This window comes from Nibribacter koreensis (assembly GCF_039541795.1).
Taxonomy (GTDB): Bacteria; Bacteroidota; Bacteroidia; order Cytophagales; family Hymenobacteraceae; genus Nibribacter; species Nibribacter koreensis.
Genome location: NZ_BAABGX010000003.1, coordinates 461,482 through 483,156, shown reverse-complemented (window position 1 = coordinate 483,156; position 21,675 = coordinate 461,482). Strand labels below are relative to the sequence as shown.

General features: G+C 51.0%; 14 protein-coding genes. 9 read left to right on the top strand and 5 right to left on the bottom strand.

Annotated elements, in window-relative coordinates; all coding sequences use genetic code 11:
* Positions 1 to 94: 94 nt before the first annotated feature.
* Positions 95 to 2,359, top strand: coding sequence for a LysM peptidoglycan-binding domain-containing protein (locus ABD880_RS17375; RefSeq protein WP_345169004.1), 2,265 nt, complete (start codon positions 95 to 97; stop codon positions 2,357 to 2,359).
* A 95-nt stretch (positions 2,360 to 2,454) separates the two neighbouring features.
* On the opposite strand, the gene ABD880_RS17370 is transcribed toward ABD880_RS17375, so the two are convergent.
* The gene (locus tag ABD880_RS17370; RefSeq protein WP_345169002.1) at positions 2,455 to 3,798 is read right to left on the bottom strand and encodes an MFS transporter; all 1,344 of its coding nucleotides are present in this window, start codon (positions 3,796 to 3,798) and stop codon (positions 2,455 to 2,457) included.
* 266 nt (positions 3,799 to 4,064) lie between these two features.
* Between ABD880_RS17370 and ABD880_RS17365 the strand changes: the two genes are divergently transcribed.
* Positions 4,065 to 4,961 carry a cyanophycinase gene (locus ABD880_RS17365; protein ID WP_345169000.1) on the top strand — a complete coding sequence of 299 codons (897 nt, stop codon included), beginning with the start codon at positions 4,065 to 4,067 and terminating at the stop codon, positions 4,959 to 4,961.
* 79 nt (positions 4,962 to 5,040) lie between these two features.
* On the opposite strand, the gene ABD880_RS17360 is transcribed toward ABD880_RS17365, so the two are convergent.
* Complete coding sequence (locus tag ABD880_RS17360; RefSeq protein ID WP_345168997.1) at positions 5,041 to 5,346, bottom strand: DUF3817 domain-containing protein; 306 nt, start codon at positions 5,344 to 5,346, stop codon at positions 5,041 to 5,043.
* 276 nt (positions 5,347 to 5,622) lie between these two features.
* Here ABD880_RS17360 and dnaE point away from each other — a divergent pair, with 276 nt between their 5' ends.
* From dnaE to trxA, 3 genes are all read left to right on the top strand, one after another.
* Complete coding sequence (gene dnaE / locus ABD880_RS17355) at positions 5,623 to 9,258, top strand: DNA polymerase III subunit alpha (protein WP_345168995.1); 3,636 nt, start codon at positions 5,623 to 5,625, stop codon at positions 9,256 to 9,258.
* A gap of 298 nt (positions 9,259 to 9,556) precedes the next feature.
* Positions 9,557 to 10,102, top strand: a complete 546-nt coding sequence (locus ABD880_RS17350) for an REP-associated tyrosine transposase (protein ID WP_345168991.1) — start codon at positions 9,557 to 9,559, stop codon at positions 10,100 to 10,102.
* Between the two features lie 479 nt (positions 10,103 to 10,581).
* Positions 10,582 to 10,908: a thioredoxin gene (gene trxA / locus ABD880_RS17345; protein ID WP_066505504.1), complete on the top strand. Its 327-nt coding sequence runs from the start codon at positions 10,582 to 10,584 to the stop codon at positions 10,906 to 10,908.
* 794 nt (positions 10,909 to 11,702) lie between these two features.
* Here trxA and ABD880_RS17340 read toward each other — a convergent pair.
* Positions 11,703 to 13,631, bottom strand: coding sequence for a hypothetical protein (locus ABD880_RS17340; RefSeq protein ID WP_345168985.1), 1,929 nt, complete (start codon positions 13,629 to 13,631; stop codon positions 11,703 to 11,705).
* 154 nt (positions 13,632 to 13,785) lie between these two features.
* Between ABD880_RS17340 and ABD880_RS17335 the strand changes: the two genes are divergently transcribed.
* Positions 13,786 to 15,417: an ArnT family glycosyltransferase gene (locus tag ABD880_RS17335; protein WP_345168980.1), complete on the top strand. Its 1,632-nt coding sequence runs from the start codon at positions 13,786 to 13,788 to the stop codon at positions 15,415 to 15,417.
* A 279-nt stretch (positions 15,418 to 15,696) separates the two neighbouring features.
* Here ABD880_RS17335 and ABD880_RS17330 read toward each other — a convergent pair whose 3' ends face one another.
* Positions 15,697 to 16,266: a hypothetical protein gene (locus tag ABD880_RS17330; RefSeq protein ID WP_345168978.1), complete on the bottom strand. Its 570-nt coding sequence runs from the start codon at positions 16,264 to 16,266 to the stop codon at positions 15,697 to 15,699.
* A gap of 80 nt (positions 16,267 to 16,346) precedes the next feature.
* Here ABD880_RS17330 and ABD880_RS17325 point away from each other — a divergent pair, with 80 nt between their 5' ends.
* Complete coding sequence (locus ABD880_RS17325) at positions 16,347 to 16,877, top strand: DUF4385 domain-containing protein (RefSeq protein WP_345168976.1); 531 nt, start codon at positions 16,347 to 16,349, stop codon at positions 16,875 to 16,877.
* 333 nt (positions 16,878 to 17,210) lie between these two features.
* On the opposite strand, the gene ABD880_RS17320 is transcribed toward ABD880_RS17325, so the two are convergent.
* Entirely contained in the window at positions 17,211 to 19,427 is a 2,217-nt protein-coding gene (locus ABD880_RS17320) for a protein-disulfide reductase DsbD family protein (RefSeq protein ID WP_345168973.1), read from the bottom strand.
* A 224-nt stretch (positions 19,428 to 19,651) separates the two neighbouring features.
* On the opposite strand from ABD880_RS17320, the gene ABD880_RS17315 reads away from it, so the two are divergent.
* Both ABD880_RS17315 and ABD880_RS17310 read left to right on the top strand, forming a co-directional pair.
* Positions 19,652 to 20,962: a hemolysin family protein gene (locus ABD880_RS17315; protein WP_345168969.1), complete on the top strand. Its 1,311-nt coding sequence runs from the start codon at positions 19,652 to 19,654 to the stop codon at positions 20,960 to 20,962.
* A 169-nt stretch (positions 20,963 to 21,131) separates the two neighbouring features.
* Positions 21,132 to 21,539 carry a hypothetical protein gene (locus ABD880_RS17310; RefSeq protein WP_345168966.1) on the top strand — a complete coding sequence of 136 codons (408 nt, stop codon included), beginning with the start codon at positions 21,132 to 21,134 and terminating at the stop codon, positions 21,537 to 21,539.
* Positions 21,540 to 21,675: the final 136 nt, after the last annotated feature.

Below are 21,675 nucleotides of genomic sequence, written 5' to 3'. Positions count from 1 at the left end.
AGTGTTTACTAAATAGCAATTTAGCTATATGTAATTCCAGTAACACAAGAGGCTCATTTTCCCAATGCGCATGTACTTAACCCAGTTTATGAAGATGAGAAAACTATTCCCTCTCCTTCTGCTTTGCCTTTTCACGCTGGCGGCGCAAGCCCAAAACCCCATTGTCCCTTATACCATTCATTTCACAGACATGCGCCTGACCATCAAGGAAGACGCACGCGTAGAGATTCAGAAGATTGTGGATGGCTTGGTCAAGCACCCGGGCTATTTCCAGAAAAAGGTAGAACTGGCTGACGCGTATTTTCCGCACATTGAGCAGGCCTTCAAACAAGAAAACCTGCCCCTGGATTTCAAATACCTGGCCCTGCAGGAAAGCGGGCTGGTGTCAGATGCCGTGTCTACCTCCAATGCCGTAGGCTTCTGGCAGTTCAAAGAGACGTCGGCTACAGAACTGGGCGTGCGCGTGAACTCCCAAGTGGATGAGCGCAAGCACATCATTGAGTCCAGCCGCGGCGCCGCTAAATACCTGCACCGCAGTAACAACTATTACAAGAACTGGTTTAACACGCTCCTCTCCTACTACCAAGGCCTGACCGGCACCAAAGCCCTTACCAAGACCTCAGACATTGGAGTGAAGGAAATGGACGTGACCTCGCAGACCAACCGCTACCTACTCACGTTCCTGGCGCACAAAGTGGCCTATGAAAACGCCGTAGGCAGAAACCCTAAGCCAAGTTTGGCGCTTCAGCCCATGAAGGTTTCCTCGGGCCAGAGCCTGATGGAGATTGCCATGGCCGCCCAAGTGGAAGCCAGCCAATTGGAGCAGTACAACAAATGGCTCCTAGCCTCTACCGTACCCGCCGACAAGGATTACTACGTGATGGTACCGGTGTTCAATGGCACATCAACTACGGGTGTGCTGGCACAGGACAACCACAGAAGCGGACCATTACAAAAACTAAAAGACCTGACCGAGTCCATCACGGGCAGAGAGTCTAAAGAAGAACTGGAGGCCAAAGTTGCTAAGCGCCGCGCGCAGTTCACTAACACCAACGGCCTCAAAGCCATTATTGCCCAGGTAGGTGACACCAAAGACGTGCTGGCTTTACAAGCGAACCTGTCTACGCGCCGTTTCCTGAAATACAATGACATGCGCAGCTTTGATGAGATTGTGCCGGGCCGCACCTATTATCTGCAAGCCAAGCGCACCAAGTCAGACACAGAATACCACGTAGCCCGCACCTCTGAAACCATGCATGACGTCTCCCAGAAATACGGCATCAAGCTCAGCAACCTGTTGCGCAAGAACCGCATGAAGAGAAACGAGGCCCTGTTGGTAGGTCGCGTCCTTTGGTTACAACAGACCAGACCAAGCAATATTCCGATTGAAATCAGGCATTTAAACGAAGAAGTTGCGCCAATAGTGGCTTCTACACAAACGCCTACCACTTCAGTTGTGCCAGCAAAACCGCAAGCTGGTGCTATCTCTGTGGTGGTAGAAGACACCGTGGGCATGACGGCTAAAGTACCGGGCAACGTGCCTGCCCCCAAGCCAACCATGGACAGCGTCATTGTCACCACCACCGTGACCACCAACGCGGTGCTGTACCCCACCAAACAAATGGGCACCGGCGCCAACAAACCAGAGAGGCCTATAGAGGTAAAATCGCCGGAGGTAAACGGGAGAGAAGTCTTGCTTCCTTCTACTACTGCCACACCTGCTGCTTCGGCTACGCCGGCCAAGCCAACGGCTCCGGTTTCCAATGCTTCAGTACATGTGGTACAGAAAGGCGAGACGCTCTATTCCATCTCCAAACTGTACAATGTCTCTATGGAGAACCTGCAGGCTTGGAATCACCTGAACGGCGGACCATTGTCAGTAGGCAAAGAGCTTTCCTTGAAAGGACCCGTTTCTGCTGAGGCCGTAGCCGCCATCCCGGCCATGACCGCGGGCGAGGCCAAAGCTGCCGCGCGGGAGCACCTGGTAGTAGCCGGTGAAACCCTTTATTCCATCTCGCGCAAATACGGCGTCACCATTCAGAATTTACTTGAGTGGAACAACTTGACGGATAACAGTCCTGTGTCCATCGGGCAGAAGTTGGTAGTAGTGGGACCTACTGGGGAGGAAGTTTCAATTCCAGAAAGCAAACCAGTTCCCGCCATCACCCCGGCAACCACACCTGTAAAATCGGCCTCGGGCACCATCACCCACAAAGTAGCCGCCGGTGAGTCCATGTACCAGATTTCACGCAAGTACGGCGTGACCATCAAAGAAATCATGGAATGGAACAACAAGGCAGATTTCAACGTGAGCCTAGGCGAAAACCTGACCATCAAACCGAAGACAGCTTCCAACTAAGCATACTAATTCTTTTCAACGAATCGGCCAGTCATTACAAAATGTCTGGCCGATTCGTTTTCGGGCTACTTTCTGGAAAACATGCCAAAAACGGGCTACACTTTCTCCTGCCGGGGCGGTGTGGTTAATTGCGTGGCAGACCTGAGGCCGGTGGCAATTTCTGGCAGGATACCCAGGCGTTGGTAGATAGGCTGTACCAGGAGGCGTAGTTTAGGGAGCATGAGCGCGAAAGGCAGAATAGTCAAGAGACTAATGATGCCGCAGGTCATGAGCGTGTAGTGCACGCCGTACTTTTCGGCGGCCCAGCCCGCTAGCAAACTGCCAATGGGTGCCATTCCCATAAAAGCCATGGAATAGAAACTCATGACCCGGCCGCGCTTGTCATCATCCACAATGGTTTGCAACAGCGTGTTGCTGGAGGCCATCTGCAAAATCATGCCCAGGCCTGTGAAGAAGATGCAAACCAGCGAGATGACCAGCGTCTGGGAGAAGGAAAAGGAGATCAAGCCCACTCCAAACAGCACCGCCGCGCCTACGATGACTTTGCCCAAGCCTATTACCGTTTTTCGGGCGGCCAAGTACAGGGCGGCACACAAGGCCCCCACGCCCGAGGCTCCCATGAGCATACCCAACGTGCTGGCATCGCCGTGCAATACGTCCCTGGCAAACACGGGCATCAACACACTGAACGGCATCCCGAACAAACTCAAAGAGGCAATCAACAGCAGAATGGTCCGGATGGGCGCAAACCCAAACGCGTAACTAAACCCTTGGCCCAAGGACTGGAATACGTTCTCCTTTTCCGTTGATTTGATGAATGTTGGCAAGCGCAAAAGAAACAAGGAACCTAACACCGCCAGATAACTCAACGCATTGATGAGAAAACAGACGCCCTCGCCCACCGCGGCAATGAGCGCCCCGGCCACCGACGGCCCCACCAACCGCGCCATGTTGAACATGGAAGAGTTGAGGGCAATGGCATTACTCACGTCTTCGCGCTTGTCTACCAATTGAATGACTAGGGACTGCCGCGCACTCATGTCAAAAGCGTTTACAACACCAGAGAAAACGCCCAGAACCAGAATATGCGTGATGGTGATGGCCTCTGTAAGCACCAAATAAGCTAAAACACTGGCCTGGAGCAACAACAGAAACTGCGTGACCAGCAAGACCCGGTGGCGGTTGAACCTGTCAGAGATGACGCCGGCAAACGGCCCCAGCACAAACGACGGAATCTGGTTGGCAAAACTGACCATGCCCAGCAGAAACACAGAATCTGTGAGGCGGTACACCAGCCAGCTCATGGCTACTTGCTGCATCCAGGTGCCAATCAAGGAGATGCTTTGTCCAGCAAAGAATAAGCGGTAATTGCGGTACTGCAATGCCCTGAACATTCCACTCAGTCTGGACGGCTGGGCGGGAGAGATACTGTCTGCCATAATCTAAGTAGCGGGGATTCGCCAGAAAGGTGTACGTGCCCGCCGTTGCCAGGGATAGAGAAAAACAGGATACTTTACCCCGCCAGCCAGTCTCTTGGGTCTACAGTTTATGGATGATTTTCAACCCAAGTCCAAGGCGCGCGTATTGACACCAACCAGTAACCCAGCGTTAAAGGCAGTCGTGCTTCCTGCTTTGGTGCCTGTGTACCTAATTCAAAAATAGCTTATCCCAATGTTTTGTATCTATTCATCCAGATTATGCAAACATGACTACATCGTCTAAAAAACCGAAAGCATCTCCTAAACCTATCAGGGGCCCATTGCCCAAGGGAAAGATTCTGGCCATTGGAGGCAAGGAAAACAAAGGCGCTGACAAAGCCGAAGGCAAGGACAAGAACATCAACTTTATAAGCGAGCAGATTCTTAAACGCTTCGTGCAGGAACTCAGGGGAGACAACCCCACCGTAGTGGTCGTTCCCACCGCCTCTAATGAACCAGATGCCTCTTCTCAGGACTACGTCAAACTCTTCACAGACCTGGGCGTGCACCACCTGCTGGTGATGGACATAAGGACCAGGGCCGATGTCTACAAGCCTGAGTTTCTGGAAATGATTGACAAAGGAGACGGCTTCATGTTCACCGGCGGCGACCAGCTTCGGCTCACGGCCATCTTTGGCGGCACTGAAATCTTGAACCGCTTGAAGGAGCGCTACATGCGTGAAAATATCATCATTGCCGGCACCAGCGCCGGGGCGGCGGCCATGTCTACCCCCATGATTTATGAGGGCGAGTCGGATGGTGGGTACATTAAAGGCGATGTGCGCATGACAACTGGGCTGGAGTTCATCAAGAACGTGGCCATTGACACGCACTTCCTGACCCGCGGCCGCATTGTGCGCATGACCCAGGCCATTGCCACCAACCCAGAGTGCATCGGCATAGGGCTGGAAGAAGACACCGCCATCCTAGTCACCGAAGGTGGCAAGGTGGAGGTGGTGGGCAGCGGACTCATTACCATCGTGGACGGCATGGGCATGACCGAGACCAACATCTTTGACATTGAGAATGGCCAACCTTTCACCGCCAAAGGCTTGCGCGTGCATCTGCTAGGCGACAAGGACGAATACCTCATCCCCACGTACAACCGTACACAAGTTGTATAACAACAGCGAAGCCGATTTTGGCCTGTTTTCCAGAAAACAGGCCAAAATCGGCTTCATTCAAATTAAAGGCGCAGAAGAATTACTGCACCTCGTCGCGGGCAATCTTCTTGTCCAGGTAGAACGTCCCAAACGGAATCAGCGAGGAGATGAAGGCCAAGGTCACTTTCCAGAAGGACCATTTATACTGTATCCAAACCTGAAGCAGTAAGGCCACAAACAGCACAAACAACACGCCGTGCGCCCAGCCCATGTATTTCACCGGCTCAGGAATACCCATCATGTACTTCATGGGCATAGCGATGATTAATAACAACAAGAATGAGATACCTTCTATAATAGCGATAGACCTAAAGCGGTCAAGGGTGGTGGAAAACGAAAGAGCCATAACATGTAAGAGTAAAACACAAAGGTACATCACGCGCCGGTAATCATCCCTTTCCCCAACGATTTCCCTCCTCAAATCTTATTCTCTCCCGCTTATTTCCTACTAATTTTTAGCCTCATCGTTTTTGGCCTGTTTTCCAGAAAACAGGCCAAAAACGATGCACCCATAGAGCAACTTTTACCCAAGCTTCCGGTGTTTTCTTTGTATCTTCGTAGTCCGCTTTGAGTCCTTTCTAGACTCGCGACTCAAGACTCAGAACTCAAGACTCTTTTAGCTGTGCCAGATTTTTCCCACCTCCATACCCATACCCAATACTCGTTGCTAGACGGGGCCGCCAGCATTAGCGGGCTCATGAAAAAGGCCCAGGCCGATGGCATGAAAGCCGTCGCCATGACCGACCACGGCAACATGTTTGGGGCGTTCAACTTCGTGGCCGAGGCCAACAAGTACAACGTGAAACCCATTGTGGGCTGCGAGTTCTACCTGGTGAATGACCGGCACCAGAAGACCTTTACCAAGGAGGTAAAAGACGTGCGCCACCACCAGCTGCTCTTGGCCAAAGACCAGGAAGGCTACCAGAACCTGGCCAAGCTCTGCTCCTATTCTTACATTGACGGCCTCTACAGCAAATGGCCCCGCATTGACAAGGAACTGCTGGTAAAATATCACAAAGGCCTCATTGCCACCTCCTGCTGTATTGGTGCCGAGCTGCCCCAGGCTATTTTGTGGAAAGGCGAGGAAGAAGCGGAAAAACTGCTCAAGTGGTGGCTGGACCTGTTCGGTGATGATTACTACATTGAGATTCAGCGCCACGGTCTCATGAACATTGACAACACCGGCCTGTCTCAGGAAGACGTAAACCAGGTGCTTCTCAAATTTGCCATCAAATACAACGTCAAGGTCATCTGCACCAATGACTCGCACTACGTGGAACAAACCGACTGGAACGCGCACGACATTTTGCTGTGCGTGAACACCGGCGAGCAGGAAAGCGTACCAGTGGGCGATTTCCAGACCCAGTATTTTAGGATGATGTCGGGTAGCGGCGAGGTGATTTATGACACGCTGACCAACATCAGAAACTCTTACGGCCATGACGAGAACGTGCGCCGTATGCTGTACCGCATCGAGGAGGAACAGCAGAAACCGCGTCCGCAGGACCGTTTCGGTTTCCCGAATGACCAGTTCTTCTTTAAGTCTCAGGCCGAGATGAACCAACTGTTCGCGGACGTGCCGTTTGCCGTTGACAACACCAATGAGATTGTAGACAAGATAACGCCACCCAAGCTTCAGCGTGATATCCTGTTGCCCAACTTCCCGTTGCCTCCGGAGCACCCTACGGCAGATTTGTTTTTGCGTCACCTCACCTTTGAAGGGGCCAAGAAACGTTACCATGAGATTACCGCCGAGGTAGAGGAACGCCTGAACTATGAGCTGGGCATCATTGAGACCATGGGGTTTGCGGGCTACTTCCTTATTACGCAGGATTTCATCAACAAAGGCCGAAGCATGGGCGTGGCCGTGGGTCCGGGCCGGGGTTCGGCGGCGGGTTCTGCCGTGGCCTACTGCGTGGGAATCACCAACATTGACCCCATCAAGTACGCCCTGTTGTTTGAGCGTTTCCTGAACCCAGAACGGGTGTCCATGCCCGATATTGATATTGACTTTGACGACGTGAACCGTCAGCGCGTGATTGACTACGTGGTAGACAAATACGGCAAAACGCAGGTGGCCCAGATTATCACCTTCGGTACCATGGCTGCCAAATCGTCTATCAAAGACGTGGCCCGTGCTATGGACTTGCCTTTGTCTGAGGCCAATGAACTTGCCAAGATGGTCCCTGAGGTTCCGGGTACTACGCTCGCCAAAGCGTTTATAGAATCGCCGGAGCTTGCCTCCATCAGAGACGGGAATGACCTGCGCGCCAAAGTTCTGAAACTGGCTGAGAAGCTGGAAGGCTCGGTGCGGAATACCGGTATTCACGCGGCGGGGGTGATTATCGCGCCAGATGACATTACCAACTACATTCCAGTGTCCACGTCCAAGGACTCTGACCTCTTAGTGACGCAGTTTGACGGCAAGGTGATTGAAAGCGCGGGCATGCTGAAGATGGACTTTTTGGGCCTGAAAACCCTGTCCATCCTGAAGGACGCCATGGCGCTCATCAAACGCAACCACGGCGTAGAGATTGACATTGACAATATTCCGCTGGACGATGAGAAAACCTATGCCCTTTACCAGCGGGGCGACACCATCGGGACGTTCCAGTTTGAGTCTGAGGGCATGCGCATGTACCTCAAGGACCTCAAGCCGACCAACATTGAAGACCTGATTGCCATGAACGCCTTGTACCGTCCGGGCCCGATGCAGTTCATCCCGAACTTCATTAACCGGAAGCAGGGCCGTGAGGAAGTGGAATACCCGCACATTTTGCTGGAACCGCTCCTGAAGAACACCTACGGCATCATGGTGTACCAGGAGCAGATTATGCAGACGGCGCAGGTGTTGGCGGGTTATTCATTGGGTGGAGCCGATTTGCTTCGCCGGGCGATGGGTAAGAAGGATATGAAGAAAATGGCCCAGGAGCGCGAGAAATTCGTGGCCGGGGCGAAGGAGATTCATAACATTCCTGCCAAGCAGGCCTCTGAGGTATTTGACGTGATGGAGAAATTTGCGCAGTACGGCTTCAACCGCTCGCACTCCGCCGCCTACTCCGTGGTCGCGTACCAAACTGGGTATTTAAAAGCACATTATCCGGCAGAATACATGGCCGCCGTGCTCACTCACAACATGAACGACATCAAGAAGGTGACGTTCTTTATTGAGGAGGCGCGCAAACAGCAGATTCAGGTGTTGGGGCCCGATGTAAACGAATCCATCCACCAGTTCAATGTGAACCAGCAGGGGCAAATCCGTTTCGGGATGGGCGCCGTGAAAGGCACCGGCGAGGCCGCCGTGGAAGCCATCATTGAGGAGCGCGAGAAAACCGGCCCGTACACCGATGTCTTTGATTTTGCTAAGCGCGTGAACCTGCGCGCCGTGAACAAGAAGACCTTTGAAAGCCTGGCCCAGGCCGGGGCGTTTGACTCATTTGAACGCTACCACCGCGCCCAGTACATAGAAACCCCTCCAGGCGAAACCATTAACCTGCTGGAGAAGGCCGTCCGCTTCGGGAACCAGTACCAGGCAGAGAAAAGCGCCGCTCAGCAATCCTTGTTCGGGGGCGGCGGAGCCGTAGACATGCCCTTGCCAAAGGTACCAGACGTACAGCCCTGGTCTTTGACCGAGATGCTCCGCCGTGAGAAAGAGGTAATCGGTTTCTACCTGTCGGGCCACCCGCTGGACCAGTTCAAGCTGGAGATTGACTCTTACTGCACCTGTAGCCTGGACCGCATTGAAGAGTTTAAAGGCCGAGACGTGAACGTGGCCGGCATCATCAGCAACGTGGTCATGCGCACCGGCAAGAACGGAAATCCCTTCCTGCTCTTCTCCCTGGAGGACTACGACAACACTATGGGCCTAGCCCTGTTTGGCGAAGACTTCGTAAAGTTCTCTCCTTATGTGAAAGAGGGTATGTACCTGTTCATTCGGGCCAAAGTCACCCTGCGCTACAAGTCAGAAGACCAGTGGGAACTGAAACCGCTCTCCATGCAACTATTGAGCGACGTAGCCGAGAAGATGAGCAAAGGCGTGCGCATGGACATTGACATCCGCAACATCAACGCCATGCTCATTGACCGCCTGGAAGAAGCCGCCGTCAACAGCCCCGGCCAGAAGAAACTGGAGCTGGTATTGACGGAGCCAGGTGAAAGACTGGCCGTAGAGTTATTCAGTCGCAAATACCGCATTGACCCGAAGGTCTTCTTGCAGAACGTGAAGGATCTGGAGGTAGCGACTTGTCAGTTGATCTAGATTATCGCGTATAGGATAGCGTGACATTGGAGGGCCCAGTTGAGAGATTTATTAACTGGGCTTTTCGTTTTTAGGCTGTTATTCTAGCTCTTCCGGATTTATAAATCCGGAAGTTATCTGTCGGGGATTTATCAATCCCCGTGCCTGCGTTTGCTCAATTGGCCCGCAACGGGGATCTGGAGATCCCCAACAGAGTAGTTCGGGATTGACAAATCCCGAACAGCTGACTGCTGACAGCGGTACTAAACACCAATTGTTATCTAGCAACAGTTAAAGTGGCGGTTTCGTACCCTCTGGCATGGGCATTAAAAACAAAATCCATGAGGGTCACCTATACTTCCTAACATTAACGGTGGTTGATTGGATTGATGTATTTACACGCCCTGTTTATCGGCACATCATTTTGGAATCACTAAAGTTCTGTCAGGAAAAGAAAGGTTTAGAGATTTATGCTTGGGTGTTGATGAGCAACCACCTGCACCTGATTGCATCGGCTAAAGAAGGCGCTAACTTGTCTGACATTCTACGGGACTTCAAGAAATTCACCAGCCGAAGTATTGTAGAAGCCATCAAACAGGAAAATGAAAGCCGAAAGGAATGGATGCTCTATAGGTTTCAATTTCCGGCTAACGTGCAAAGCAAAGTGATTCATTACAAATTCTGGCAGGACGGCAATGAAGCGAAAGAGATCCACTCTAATGAATTTCTGCAACAAAAAATTGATTACATCCACCAGAACCCAGTACGCGCCGAATGGGTGCAGGAACCAGAACATTTTATCTACAGTTCAGCGCGAGACTATGCTGGTGGCAAAGGATTAATAGAAATTATCCTAGCAGATTAAGTACTTTCAATGATAAGCCTCTTCCTGACTACTTGCCAATCCAGCCAAATTCCTTACCTTTGTATCAAACCTTCGGGTTCTTGGCTTTTCCGGTTTAAAGTTGGCTTCCACCTCTTTCTACTAGAAAAGCCAAGTTTTTTTTTACAGCCTGTCTGCGTTTAAAGGAAACACTATCTTCCTTCAATTGCTATAAGCATTCATTCATCTTTAGGCATAGACCTAGTCGCTACAGATATCTAAGCAGACATCCAATGCCATCCTGTCAGTCGCTTACCATTCGTATCATCCAACCTTTTTGAACAGGAATCAGTAGATAGAAAGGCGTTTTTGACCTCATTTCCAGAAAACAGGCCAAAAACGGTATCCTGCAGGAAACTGGTAAAACTGGCAGACATCACGCCGTTTTTATAGATACACAAGAAATGGTTCTATATTTGAACTGAGACATTTACCATACACCGATTTATAAAAAGACAATCATGGGAAATAAAGCAATCGAGATCACCGACGCGAATTTTGAGGAGATCATCAATTCAGATAAACCTGTCCTGGTAGACTTCTGGGCAGAGTGGTGCGGACCTTGCCGCATGGTAGGACCCGTAGTAGAGGAACTGGCCGGCGACTATGAAGGACGCGTAATCATTGGAAAAGTTGACGTAGACGCCAACCCGCAGACATCTGCCAAGTTCGGTATCCGTAGCATCCCTACTTTGTTGGTTTTCAAGAACGGACAGGTAGTAGACAAGCAAGTGGGCGCCGTTCCTAAGAACGTGTTGGCTCAGAAACTAGACGGCCAGTTAGCCTAAGCTAGCCTAGCCATTTTAGAATGAAAGAAGCCGCTCCTGTGCAAGGAGCGGCTTCTTCGTTTTTTGCCTGTTTTCTGGAAATTAGGCAAAAAACGGTTCTTGGCACAGACGCTCACAAGTCCTGCCGGACGCTACGAGGTCTTTTGAGTAGCGGCAGATGCGTTAGGCAGGAAAAGCAATGCGCAAGAGACAAGGCAGTGCCTGGTCTCTACGATGAACTCCGCGCCAGCGCAAAACGCATTGCAACTTCTCCCACCGCAGTCCGCCTGGCCTTGACCGAGGGCAAAGAGACTGGTCAGTTTAAGTCTCTTTGCCCGAGGGAGGAAGCAGTGGCCTGTCATGTGGCAATGGCGTAAGCCCACGATGAAACGAATCACTTCTCACGGTGCACCACTTTGAGCCCCCGCCCTGTCTGAGCGGTCAGCGAGTTCGGGGGCTCTTGATTCTTTTGGTTACTTTTCTCATCAAGGAGAAAAGTGACAAACGCAGGAAGTAAGTGAAGTGAAAAGTTGAAAAGATGGGAATGGGAGGTAGAGGCTGAAATGGAATTTACCAGCTAAAGTTGTCATCCCCCTACCCCCTTCAAAGGGGGACAGAGCGAATTGGATGGCAGTTTGAGTCGTTGGTGAGAACACCAACAACGGCTGGCAGTTCGACCAGCTGGTGTAAACAGCCCTCTGCGCTTCCCTCAAGGGGAGAATCGTCGGTTGGGTAATCATCAAGAGGAGAATCCGCTCCATAGGAAATCTTCGTTTTTCGCCTGATTCCCAGAAAACAAGCCAAAAACGGTCTTGCTACTCACAGCCACAAAGGCTCTTCTCAGCAGTGCAGATATCGGCGTAGCCCTGTTCCAGCAATTTCAATCTCCCTGCTAAGCGTTGGTTGTGCTCTTTGAGGAGGTCAGACTTTGGGTCAACGGGCGGCGTCTTTTGGATTCCCTCCAGTTCGTAAATCTCCCGCTTCAACTCTTCCTTTTTTTCTCTAAGCCGTTGAATGTGCGCCGGCAACACGTCTGTAGGATACTGGGTTTTAAAGGCGTTCTCCATGCAGGCGTCTTGCTTAAGCCAGACAATGACGTTGCGTTCAATCTGCTGGCCTAAGTCCAGGCGCCGGGCGCGTTCTTTTTCCAGCTCCTTCTCCTCTAAACGTTGGTTGAATACGCGTACGGACTGTTTCACGTCTTCGCGGCAGGTGCGGCATTTGGTGGTAGAGGATTTTTCTAGCAGGGCGTTACGCTGGGCTATGGTCTCCTCTGTAGGCGTGGCCTCGCGCAAGCGGCTCACCTCTTTGGCAAAAAGGTCATTGTACTGCGCACTCTCCAGCCTGTTTACTTGGCGCGTGAAGGCTTCTCCTTCTAAGGTGGTGGCCAAAAACTCAGGGCCAGGCAACTCCACAGAATACAGCTTGTTCAGGTAAAATTCGCGCTGGGCCACGGTGAAGGGTTTGCTCTGCTCCTGGTCTAGTTCCAGCAGGGTGTTCACCAGCTCTTTACCGTTCTTGAGGTTATGGTCGGTTTCCATATAGCCATCAGCAGAGGCTAAAATGGATTGGTACTCGCCTTTGAAGATGCGCTGATAGGTGCTGTTGCGGGCAAACTCATTGTCGCGCTGGCGGGCCAGTGTTTTCAGGCGTTTGTAGTCTTGTATGACGGCAAACAACGTCTTGGCGTTGGCCTCGGGGCTGTTGTTCTTGTAGTTGAGACGGTAGCTGTTGAGGTTCTGCTTCAGGTCTGCAAAGTTGCGCAGATATTCCACAAAGAACTTCTCCTGCTTGTAGGCGTCATCATTCACCAAGCCGGCGGTGTAGGCCTGCTCTATGCGTACGCGGCGGCGCTCAATGGTCTCTGACGAGATTTCGCTGCCCGTCAAGGCGTCCATCTTGTAGAGCGACTTGTAGTTGGCCACCACCAGCACCGGATAGTCCTTAAAGTTCATGGCCGCCTCCAGCTTCTGCTTCTCAAAGCCTTGGGGGCTGTTGCTCAGAAGTTCGGTTAGACGGGCAGTGCGTAACGCAGGCACTTTGGCGAAGGACGGCACAAACACATACACCCTTACCGAGTGCAGACGCGTGTCAAAATTCTGGCCCTCATACAACCTGATGGTGGAGCTGAACTTGTATTCCTGGCGCTTGGCGGCGTTGCGCAGCAAATTCCCAAACTCGCCCACCAAAGACAGCATGGCCACCTGCGGCGTGGCTAGTTTACCAATGTTGGTGAGTTGGTTGGCAATGATGTTGAAAAACAGTTCGCGGCTGTCTGCGGTAAAAAGCTTGGCCTCCACCACCGCGTCAATGTTGCGCTCATCTGCGGCCAAGGGCAGTTTGTCAATGATCCTGATGGCGTCTAGATGGTCAGAGATGTGCGTGGTGTACTCTTTCTTGGAGTTGTCAATGGCGAAGTTGAACAGCGGGTACACGATGGGTTGCTGCCCAAACAGCTTGGCGTTCTTGAGCTGCGCCGAAATAAAGAGAGACTCCAGGTTGATGTAGTCGCGGCGGCGGGCTTTGGTAGTGCCTTGCTCCAGCTCATTGATGACCTTAGTGAACTGCCCCGCATTGAGCAGATACATATCTGTGGTAAGGTACTGCCACTCATCAGAGAACTCAAACTTGTCCAGGTAATTATACCCTAAGCGGGTCTCAATCATGTCCTGCGCACGGGCCACCGTGGTAGCACAGCACAGAAATACCAATAAAAAAGCTTTAGTAAGTAAGGTTGTTCTCATGTCATGCAGCTGCGTCTTCCCCTTCTAACGTAGAAGGGCCCTTCCCTTGTATCTCCAGTGCAAAGGTCGGGCTTTCAAAGACTTTTGCCAAAGGATGAGGCTATAGAACTCGGTTTATATTTATATAACTTTACCCAAACCGCTCCCAATCTGTATGACGCTGTTTTTGCAACCGCTCTGGCAACTCTTCTCCAAACCGCTCTTCTGGCTGGTGCTGGTCATTGGCTTCACGCTGGCGTATTTCTTTCTGGCGCATGAGGGCTTCTACTTCGGTGATGACCACGACTACAGTATGTTTGCCATGCAGCTGTTGCAGGGTACGTTCCAGTTTGACAATTACTCCTTCTCGCACCGGTTCATGGTGTTTGTGCCCACGGCGTTCTTTTATTGGCTTGGGGGCCATAACGTTTATACTACTACCCTTTGGCCTTTGCTCTGCACCTTGGGCACATTGTACCTTCTCTACGCCAGCTTTAAGAAAGACCATCCGGTAGCCACCTGCTGGGCCTTGGTCCTGCTGGGGCTCTATTACTTCCAACTCAACACGGTCAACTACTTATACCCAGACAACATCCTGCTCTTTTTTACCACGGCCTGTCTGCTGGTGTTGTACAAGCTCAGAACCCCCTTTGCCATTTCACCTAAGCAGGAAATCTATTGGGGGGTGCTCTTTGCGGGCTTGAACCTGTTGGCTTTTTTAACCAAAGAGACCATTGTCTACACGGTGCCTTTTTACTTGGCGCTGTTCTTCTTACAGGTTAGACAAAAACAAAACATCCGTTTCTGGGTAACCGCCGCGGTGACGGGGCTTGTGCTTTTGACCATCTATTTTGTGGCCTACAAGGTTTTTACGGGTAATGCGCTCCTTCGCCTGGATGACATTGCCGCCACCAACACAGACCAAACCCGTAACGACTACCTCAGCAGCCGGGCGGCTACGTTGCTCCCGCGGCTTACGTATGGCCCGCTGCTCTTTTTCATTGGCTGTGCCCTGGCTATTCCAGTAGGGTTTGCCTTGCTTTCCTTCCTAAGTTTTGCCAGGCCCGTCTCTTGGCGAGAGCCGCACGGTTTCTGGTTGTTGGCCATGGCGTGCATGCTCTTTCCAATCTGGTTTGGAACGGCCACGGTAGACTTTTACAAGCCCATGCCCTTGCTCCCGCGCATGTTTCATCCTTTGCTGCCTACTTTCTGCCTGGCGGCAGGCCTAGCGTTAGAAAAGGCGTGGAACCATAGAAATGCCTATCTAGTCATGGCCGTTCTGTTTGGCATAAGCACCTGGCTGGCCGGTGGCGATTTATGGGTGATGTACGCCCCGCTGGCGGTTCTCTTTTTGGCGCTGTTCCTCTATAACCGGCCCGTGCCATTTTGGCTAGGCCTGGGAGCCGTGGCGTTGGCAACTAGCATTAGGCCGGTGTACTTTATGCTCAAGCCCACGGTTTCTTACTACTTTGAGCAGAAGAGAATCATAGACAAGCACCTGCGCCACCCTGTAGGCAAGCATGTGGTGCTCATGGATTCCACCATGCACTGGGGTTATGAGTATTTCTATGGCTACCAGGTGCCCAAGAACTATACCTTCAAGCGGTATGAGCAGTACACTGTTCAAGACCAGCAAGCCGACACGGTTTTCCTGCTCATCAACAACGGCGTCCTGGAGCATCCAGAACTCATGATGACGCTTAGAGAAGAGGACATTCTACCTCAATTCCCGACGGCTACATTGATAGCCCAGGAAAAGAAAGTGAAGCTGTTCTACCTGCCCAAAGACTCTGTATCCATCAAATAAAAAGAGGCCGAAAATTCGATTTCGGCCTCTTTTCTGGAAATTAGGGCAAAAACAGATTGCCTCCTGCCGCAAGTTTTCAACTTGTGGTTACTAGTGAGGCAGGTTTATAAACTTGCCATCTATAAAAGCTCCACGTTGAAAACTTGAAGCAGGGCCTTCCTTGTAACAACAGCCTCTTCCTCTAACCACCAAAGACTAGAAACAAGTTCGGGAGGTCTCATTCCAGGAGGACAAAAGAGGAAAATAGCACATCAGCACATTCAATAATTAGCACATTAATTACTGCTTCTGCTGCTCTTTCTTGATGCGCTGGTAGTCCTTTAAATCTGCGCTATTCTCCAACGCCAAATATTCTGCCTGCAGGGCTTTGATTTTGGTGGCGTGCCGAAGGATGATATCATAATGCAGCTGCTTTTCGCGGTCATTGAGTTGCTTGTAGATGGCATTGGCGTAGTCCCAGTCTTCCAGGGTCCAGACTTCGCGGCGGTCCCGCACCTGCTGCAGGAAGTAGATGTATGCGTCTTTCAGGTTCTCTGGCGTGGTCTGGGAAAGTAGGCGGTAGTCGCCCAAGAGTTCTTTTTCCATCTGCGCTTTTTTGCCGGTGGTGGTGCCGCGGGCTTCACGCAGTTTGCGCTCCTCGCGCTGTTTGGCTAAGGCTTCTCTAGATTTTCTTAATTCTTCTTTGGTTTTAGAAGCGGCAGCGGCGGCTTTATCGTCTAGCTGGTCAATCTCACGTGCGGCAATCTCCTTACGCTCGCGGGGCGTGGTATCACAGCTGGATAACAGTAGAACTCCCGCCAGAATTGCCAGCGAGCAGAAGGTCTTAGAAAACAGATGAACGCGTTTCATAGTAGTAGGTATGTGTAAACAAACGAATACGCAGACCAACGCCATTTAGGTGCTTCTGTCTGCGTTCACAGTGGCAAGGTATGGCAAAAAACGGTTTTAACTACGACCTAGACTTTAAGAAAGTCAACTTCAGGGAGCATCCAGAACTCTACCGCGTAGGCGTGGGCGAACAGGGCGTTCTGCTGGTGGAACCCTACAAAAGCGAGATTTTGCCGCACTGGCGTTTCAAGAACCCCGAAGTAGCCCAAACCTCTGCCCAGAAAATTTACGAATTATTTGAAAAGTATCTGGCTCAACATGACTTTGTAGGCGCCGACATGGCCCGCAAGTTCCTACAAATGGGCTTTACGCGCGCTCGTCGCTACGCCAATCACAAAGGCGGCCGCAAGTACGAGGCCACTGGCCAAGACCATTCAGCAGACCTGCCCTATCCCTACTCCTCTGGTAGCGCCCACAAAGGCAATGACATTCTACCCCAAGAAGCAGACGCCCTCACCAACGAGAAAGCCCAATCGGCCGCCATTTTCAAAGAATATTGGTTCCAAGCCAAAGACCACCCAGAGTACCTGAGGCAGAAGCAGGAATTTAGAGATGCGTATTATGAAAAATAGCGTTTTTGGCCTGTTTTCTAGGAATTAGGCCAAAAACGGGCCTCTAATACCAAACATGCTCCTTCAACGCAGATTCTCCCCTTGAGGGGAGCGTAGAGGGGTGTTATTCCAGGAGAGTTAATTTTTTAAAGGACTACAATCTATATGTTGTGTATTGAAGTAAATAAAAGTGTACTCCTAGCAAATGTAAACACCCCCCTGCGCTCCCCTCAAGGGGAGAATCTGCCCCTATTTATACTATTCTCCATTTTTGACCTGCTTTCCAGAAAATAGGCCAAAAACGAAAAAGCCCCGGCGTATTGCCGGGGCTCTATCAATCACTTAATAAAAAATCTATTGCGCTTGTTGTTTGGCTTTGTGAGCGGCCACCCCGGCATCTAAGAACTGGATGAATTTCTGGATGTCTGTTTCATAGGCCACCGGCTTTACCAGAACGTTCTCGTTCTCATCCATGAGAATATAATAGGGCTGGGCGTTGGCGTTGAACTTGGTAATTTGGTAGTCAGCATTCTTCTTGCCCATGGTGTCTTTTACCTTCCCATCGTGGGTGCTGGTCACCCATTCGTTTTGGGGCAGTGGCGTTTTATCGTCAACATACAGAGCCACAATGACAAAGTTCTCGCGCAGGCGTTTTAAAACGTCGGGGTGAGACCAGACGTTGGCTTCCATTTCGCGGCAGTTCACGCAACCATGGCCGGTGAAGTCAATGAAGATGGGTTTGCCTTGTTCCTTGGCGCAACGCTTGGCCTGCTCCAGGTCAAAGTAGCCGGTTAAGCCATGAGGCAGATGCAGGAAATCGGCGTATTTGGGCGTCTCACAGGTCTCATTCTGCGCGCCGTTGTCTTTTCTAAGCAAGGCAGACAAGTCAAAATCATGCGTGGCCTGCGGCGGAAGATAACCAGACAAGGCCTTTAAGGGAGCGCCAATCATGCCCGGTAGCATATACACCACAAAGGAAAAAGTGACGATGGCCAGCATTAGGCGCGGAACGCCCAGATACGGCAAGTCTGAGTCATGCGAGAACTTGAGCTTGCCTAACAGGTACAGCCCCATCAGCGCGAAGATCACAATCCAAAGTGCCAGATACACCTCGCGGTCCAAAATGCCCCAATGGTACACTTGGTCTGCAATGCTCAAGAACTTAAGCGCCAAAGCTAATTCCAGGAAACCCAATACCACTTTCACAGAGTTCAGCCAGCCGCCAGACTTAGGAAGGCTGTTGAGCAGGTTAGGGAAAACGGCGAACAAGGTAAACGGCAAGGCGAAGGCCAGCGAGAAGCCGAACATCCCCACAATGGGTTTGATTATTTCACCGCCGGCAGAGGCAATCAAGACGGTGCCCACAATGGGGCCGGTGCAGGAAAAGGAAACCACCGCCAGTGTAAAGGCCATGAAAAAGACGCCATACAAGCCGCCTTTGTCAGCCTGAGCATCAATTTTATTGACTAAGGAATGCGGCAGGGTAATCTCAAACATCCCCAGAAAGGACATCCCAAAAACCAGGAACACGATAAAGAAGAGCACGTTAGGGATCCAGTGCGTACTCAGGTAATAGTTGATTTCTGACGCGCCAAAAATGCGGGCAAACACCACCCCAATCAAGGTATAAATGGCGATGATGGAGAAGCCGTACACCAGGGCCTTAAAGATAGCCTGACTGCGCGTGATACTACTGTTGGTGAAAAAGCTCACCGTCATCGGGATCATAGGGAATACGCAGGGCGTCAGCAAAGCCGACAAGCCGAACATGAACGCCAAGAAAAAGAAACCTAACAGCGTAGTTTCCTGCTCCTCACCGGCAGAGGCATCAGTTGTCTTGAAAGTAGAACCCGCCGAAGCATTAGAAGTACCCGCCTGCGCACTGTCTGTGGCAAAAGCTGTTGTGGCTTGTCCGGCACCTAAAGGAACGACGGTGTCTGCCGTGCCAGCGGTTGTACTTGTTGAAGGAGTTGTGGAATTGGCAATTCCGGTGATAGGCGCTCCTTTGCCGGTGTTGGTGGCAGTAGGCGTTTGGTTGTTGCCTGTGGTTGTTTGAGGAGTTGTTGTAGGTGTATTGGCAGGTGCGGTGCCCGGCAAAACGGTGATTTGTGTGAAGTTAAAGTCGGCTTCGCCGGGAATGCACTGGCCGGTCACGTCTGAGCAAACCTGGTACTCATAACTGCCTTTCACCACCAAAGTGGGTTGCAGGACTTTAATGCGCTGTCTAAACTGCGCCGTCTTGGTAAAATAAGTGTACTCGCCGCCCCAGGTGTCATCGTACTTTTTCTTTGGGCCCATGGGCTTCACCTTGCCCACCAGCGCAAAAGACGGGTGCTTCTGGAACGTGAAGGTGGTCACCATCGGTCCCAGGTCCGGGTCAAAGTCTGAGGAGTAGAGGTACCAGTCCGGGATGATCTTCGCGTTGAAGATGAGGTCCACCTCCTCGCCTACCTTCACTTCGGTGCTGGAGACGTCATAGCTCCAGCTGGACGGTTTTAAAATTTGTCCCTGCACCGTTGCCGCCAGAAGCAACAAAGAAAACAGGAACAGGCACAGGCGTTTTACTGCCATATCGTTTTAAAAATTTACGGTCTTCAATAAAGAGGCAAATTACTATAAATACCCCACAAACAAGTACAACTCAGCAGAAAGCCCTTTGTTCAAACTTACCAAAAAGAGCTACCTTCTGGGACCAATCTCGTAGACCAAACGGTTATTTGCGCTTTGATAGTGCTGATAAACCGTTAAATTTGACCTAATCTGGTCTCTTGACACCTGGAGAGCCGGTATACTCTATGATCCTAAATATCTTCTTGACCTTGTTTCTGGTGGCGCTCAACGGCTTCTTTGTGGCCGCCGAATTTGCGCTAGTGAAAGTGCGTGCCTCCCAGATAGAACTACGCGCCCAAGCCGGAAACAACCTGGCCAAAATTGCCCACCACATGATCGGGCACCTGGACGCCTACCTTTCGGCTACCCAACTAGGCATTACGCTGGCTTCGCTGGGCCTGGGTTGGATTGGCGAAGGCGTGGTCTCTGAGATTGTCATTGCCATCATGAGCGCCGTGGGCTTTAACCCAGATCCGGTTTTGGCTCACAAAATTGCCTTGCCTATTTCTTTTGCGGTCATCACGGTCCTGCACATTGTGTTTGGGGAGTTGGCGCCTAAGTCCCTGGCCATTCAGCGTCCAGAATCTACCACCTTGGCCGTGGCGGTGCCGTTGCGCATTGTCTATTACGTATTGCTACCTTTTATCTGGGTCTTGAACGGCTTCTCCAACTTCATCTTAAAGCGTGTTGGTATTACGCCCATGCACGGCTCTGAGGTACACACCGCCGAGGAACTGCGCCTGCTCTTTGAACAGTCCGCTGAGAGCGGTGAGATTGGCGACAGCCAGCAACAGCTCATGGAGAACGTTTTTGAGTTCAATGAGCGCATGGTCAAGCAAATCATGGTGCCGCGCACCAAACTGGTGGCTCTGGACTTAGAATCTACCGAAGAAGAAATCTTTAGCGTGGTCTTCAACGAAGGCTACACCCGCATGCCCGTCTACCGTGACACCATTGACAACATTGTGGGCATTCTCTATGTGAAGGACCTGTTGGTGGTTTTGCGCGCCGGCGAGCAGGTGAGTCTGGAGAAACTCATGCGCCCCGCCTACTACGTGCCAGAGACCAAGAAAATCAGCCGCTTGCTCAAGGATTTCCAGCGCAACCGCATGCACATTGCCGTGGTGTCAGATGAGTTTGGCGGCACCTCGGGCATTGTGACCATTGAGGACATCATTGAAGAACTGGTAGGCGAAATCCAGGATGAGTACGATGAGGAGGTTCCGCTCATTGAAAAGACCGGCGACTTTGAATACAAGGTCAACACCTCGGTCTCCATCCAAGACGCCAATGATGACCTGCCTTACCCGCTTCCAGAAGGCGAAGACTACGAAACCGTGGGCGGCTACTTGAACATGATTTACGGCCGCATCCCCGAGATTGGCGACACCGTGGTGCACGGCGTCTACGAGTTCAAGATTCTAGAAAAGACAGAACGCAACTTGGAGTCTGTCCTGCTCACCGTCACCGAAGACAAGCGCGACGATCTTTTGTAAGTCTGCTTTCTGCCTCTTTTATTTTAAAATCCGTTTTCGGGCCGTTTTATAGAAAACAGCCCGAAAACGGATTTTTAGTATCCAGCTAATTCTAAAAACCAGGTAGAATTTTCCCTTGAAAAGCATTTCATTTAAAACGTATCCCTCTTAAACAACACCTTAAAACGAAATGAAAAACCTCTGTTTGTTCTTACTCTTTTGTTCTCTACTCTCGGCTTTAAGTTGCAAAAACGGTGGACAATCAAAGTCTGGATTGGGCAAGGCGGACTTTATAGACAGTTTTAAAACAAACAGCTTTTGCAGGTGTGTAGAGCTAGGCAACAACAAACAACTTAAGTTAAGCGAGGGAGATGTGAGTTGCAGGCCACCGGACTGGCTCTATGCAGAAGGAGATGTCATTGACAGCCTTGTTCTTGCGGAAGTCCAGAAAATCAAACGTGATTCTCTTAACAGAGCCCAATATAGTGTAGCCGAAGGAATGGAGGGAAAACTTGTCATCTCCCATTGCTTAGCCTTTTACAAAAGTAAGGCCTTAGAGGCAGTTGCCAGAAAACGTGCCAATTCTTCGCCTTATTAAGATTTCTAAGCCATAGTAGAACACTTAAGATTGAGAAAGTCATGATTTATTATCTTCTTATTCTCCACTGCGGCAGTTAAAATGCTTTCATTTAGGCGCCAGCCCCAAATTTTTTCAAGTTTTTTTCACCTCAAGA

Excerpts from the sequence above, each read along its gene's own strand:
- ABD880_RS17375 (WP_345169004.1), top strand. The coding sequence starts at position 95 with ATGAGAAAACTATTCCCTCTCCTTCTGCTTTGCCTTTTCACGCTGGCG.
- ABD880_RS17340 (WP_345168985.1), bottom strand. The coding sequence starts at position 13,631 with ATGAGAACAACCTTACTTACTAAAGCTTTTTTATTGGTATTTCTGTGC.
- ABD880_RS17315 (WP_345168969.1), top strand. The coding sequence starts at position 19,652 with ATGATCCTAAATATCTTCTTGACCTTGTTTCTGGTGGCGCTCAACGGC.
- ABD880_RS17370 (WP_345169002.1), bottom strand. The coding sequence starts at position 3,798 with ATGGCAGACAGTATCTCTCCCGCCCAGCCGTCCAGACTGAGTGGAATG.
- ABD880_RS17350 (WP_345168991.1), top strand. The coding sequence starts at position 9,557 with ATGGGCATTAAAAACAAAATCCATGAGGGTCACCTATACTTCCTAACA.
- ABD880_RS17330 (WP_345168978.1), bottom strand. The coding sequence starts at position 16,266 with ATGAAACGCGTTCATCTGTTTTCTAAGACCTTCTGCTCGCTGGCAATT.
- ABD880_RS17325 (WP_345168976.1), top strand. The coding sequence starts at position 16,347 with ATGGCAAAAAACGGTTTTAACTACGACCTAGACTTTAAGAAAGTCAAC.
- ABD880_RS17320 (WP_345168973.1), bottom strand. The coding sequence starts at position 19,427 with ATGGCAGTAAAACGCCTGTGCCTGTTCCTGTTTTCTTTGTTGCTTCTG.
- ABD880_RS17365 (WP_345169000.1), top strand. The coding sequence starts at position 4,065 with ATGACTACATCGTCTAAAAAACCGAAAGCATCTCCTAAACCTATCAGG.
- ABD880_RS17360 (WP_345168997.1), bottom strand. The coding sequence starts at position 5,346 with ATGGCTCTTTCGTTTTCCACCACCCTTGACCGCTTTAGGTCTATCGCT.
- ABD880_RS17310 (WP_345168966.1), top strand. The coding sequence starts at position 21,132 with ATGAAAAACCTCTGTTTGTTCTTACTCTTTTGTTCTCTACTCTCGGCT.
- ABD880_RS17335 (WP_345168980.1), top strand. The coding sequence starts at position 13,786 with ATGACGCTGTTTTTGCAACCGCTCTGGCAACTCTTCTCCAAACCGCTC.
- trxA (WP_066505504.1), top strand. The coding sequence starts at position 10,582 with ATGGGAAATAAAGCAATCGAGATCACCGACGCGAATTTTGAGGAGATC.